The organism is Vicinamibacterales bacterium (assembly GCA_035699745.1).
GTDB lineage: Bacteria > Acidobacteriota > Vicinamibacteria > Vicinamibacterales > 2-12-FULL-66-21 > JAICSD01.
Genome location: DASSPH010000086.1, coordinates 1 through 2,059, shown reverse-complemented (window position 1 = coordinate 2,059; position 2,059 = coordinate 1). Strand labels below are relative to the sequence as shown.

At 69.5% G+C, this 2,059-nt stretch carries 2 protein-coding genes; both read right to left on the bottom strand.

From position 1 onward, the window contains the following. Window positions 1–224, bottom strand: a 224-nt coding sequence (locus tag VFK57_21085) for a TRAP transporter small permease subunit (GenBank protein HET7698223.1), incomplete at its 3' end; no start/stop codon positions are given. Continuing rightward, window positions 208–1,755 carry a GMC family oxidoreductase N-terminal domain-containing protein gene (locus VFK57_21080; GenBank protein HET7698222.1) on the bottom strand — a complete coding sequence of 516 codons (1,548 nt, stop codon included), beginning with the start codon at window positions 1,753–1,755 and terminating at the stop codon, window positions 208–210. The genes VFK57_21080 and VFK57_21085, both read right to left, overlap by 17 nt. Between the last annotated feature and the right edge of the window lie 304 nt (window positions 1,756–2,059).

The following is a 2,059-nucleotide window of genomic DNA, read 5'->3' as shown; positions in this document are numbered from 1 at the left end:
ATCACGTCCATGCGCAGGTGCAGCCCGCGCCAGGTGACCACCGCGGCGCCGAGGAAGGCGATCCACACCATGGTGTAGGTCTGCAGCTCGTCGGCGATGGTCATCGTCGTGCCGAAGCCGTAGCGGCCGATGACGTTGACGAAGTTGAGCAGCACGGCGCCGATCAGCGCGAGGGCGAGCGCGATCTCCAGCACCCGCGCGAGGGAATCAATGACGCGTCGCACGGATCGCGTCCGCCGCCTTCTCGGCGATCATCAGCACCGCGGCGTGGATGTTGCCGCCCACCAGGTCCGGCATGACGGAGGCGTCGACGACGCGCAGCCGCTCTACGCCGGTGACGCGCATCTCCTCGTCGACCACCTCGCCCATGGCGCAGGTGCCCAGCGGGTGGTGCACGGTGATCGAGGTCTGCCGGATGTGGGAATCCACGTCCTGGGCGCCGGGCTTGAGCTCCGCCTTGATGAAGCGCTGGAGCGCCGCCTGGCGGCCCACGTCCTGCGCCATGGCGATGCCTTTGCGCAGCGTCGCCCAGTCCGCGTCGCGCGACAGGAAGTTCTGCCGGATGCGCGGCGCCTTGCCCGGATCGCCGGAGGCGAGCTCGACGCGCCCGCGGCTCTGCGGCCGCAGCAAGACCGCGACGCACGAGAACGCGTCGACATACGGCCTGGTGAAGTACGGCCCCGCGGTAAGCGGCGCGCCCTGGAAAAGGAACTGGATGTCGGGGATCGGCAGCGACGGATCGCTCTTCAGGAACGCGACCATCGGCCCCGGCACGTGCGACGCGATGCCCGTGCCGAAGAGGTAGCACTTGGCGAGCTCGAGGCCGATGCGGTCGTAGCGCATCGACCGGTGCAGCGGGCCGGGCTCCTTGCGCAGGAAGACGACCGGCGCCATGACGTGGTCCTGGAGGTTGCTGCCGACGCGGTCGTTGGCGACGCGGACATCGATGCCGTGCTTCCCCAGCTCCGCCGGATCACCGATGCCGGAGAGCATGAGGAGATGCGGCGAGTTGATCACGCCGCCGGCGAGGATGACTTCGCGCCCGGCGTTGGCAATGCGCCGGATGCCGCCCTGGATGTACTCGACGCCGATTGCCTTGTTTCCCGAGAACAGGACCCGGGTGGCGTGCGCGCCGGTTTCCACCCTGAGGTTGGGCCGCTTCAGCGCCGGCCGCAGGAAGGCATCCGCCGCGCTCCAGCGCCGGCCGTCGCGGATCGTGCACTGCATGGTGGCGAAGCCGTGCTGCTCCGCGCCGTTGTAGTCCTCGGTCCAGGGATGGCCGGCCGCGAGGCCGGCCTCGCGATACGCGTCGAACAGCGGATCGGGGTAGCGGCCGAAGCGCGTCGAGAGCGGGCCGCCCGTTCCGCGGTATTCGTCGGCGCCGCCTTCCCACGACTCGCTCTTCCTGAAGTACGGCAGCACCTTGTCATACGCGAAAGACTTCAGCCCGCGCGAGGCCCAGCGGTCGTAGTCCGCGCGGTTGCCGCGCACGTAGGCCATGGCGTTGATCGACGAGCAGCCGCCGACCACCTTGCCGCGCGCGCACTCCACCGCGCGCCCGCCCACGCTCTCCTCGGGCTCGGCGAAGTAGCCCCAGTCGTGCAGGCGGTTGCTGAGGATGCGTCCCCAGCCGAGCGGGATCTTGATCCACGGATCGCGGTCCCAGCCGCCGGCTTCGAGGACCAGGACGCGGACGTCCGGGTCCTCCGTCAGCCGGTGCGCGAGCACGCAGCCCGCCGAGCCCGCGCCGACGATGACGTAGTCCCACGGATGGTTTTCTATGCCGCCCCCCTGTAAAGGGGGGCGTGAGCCGAAGGCGAACGGGGGGTTGGTTTTCCTCTAACCCCCCGCTCGCGAAGCTCGCTTCCCCCCTTGACAGGGGGGCGGCCCGGAAAAATCAAGCGGCCGTTGCCTTCTTGAAAGCCTCCCGCTGGTTCATCGCCGCGTCCCAGCGCTTCACGTTCGGCAGCTCGGGGAGCTCTACGCCGAACTTGAGGCAGCGCGTGACGATCGGCGCGAGGCAGATGTCGGCGAGGGTGAACTCGCCGCCGGCGACGTA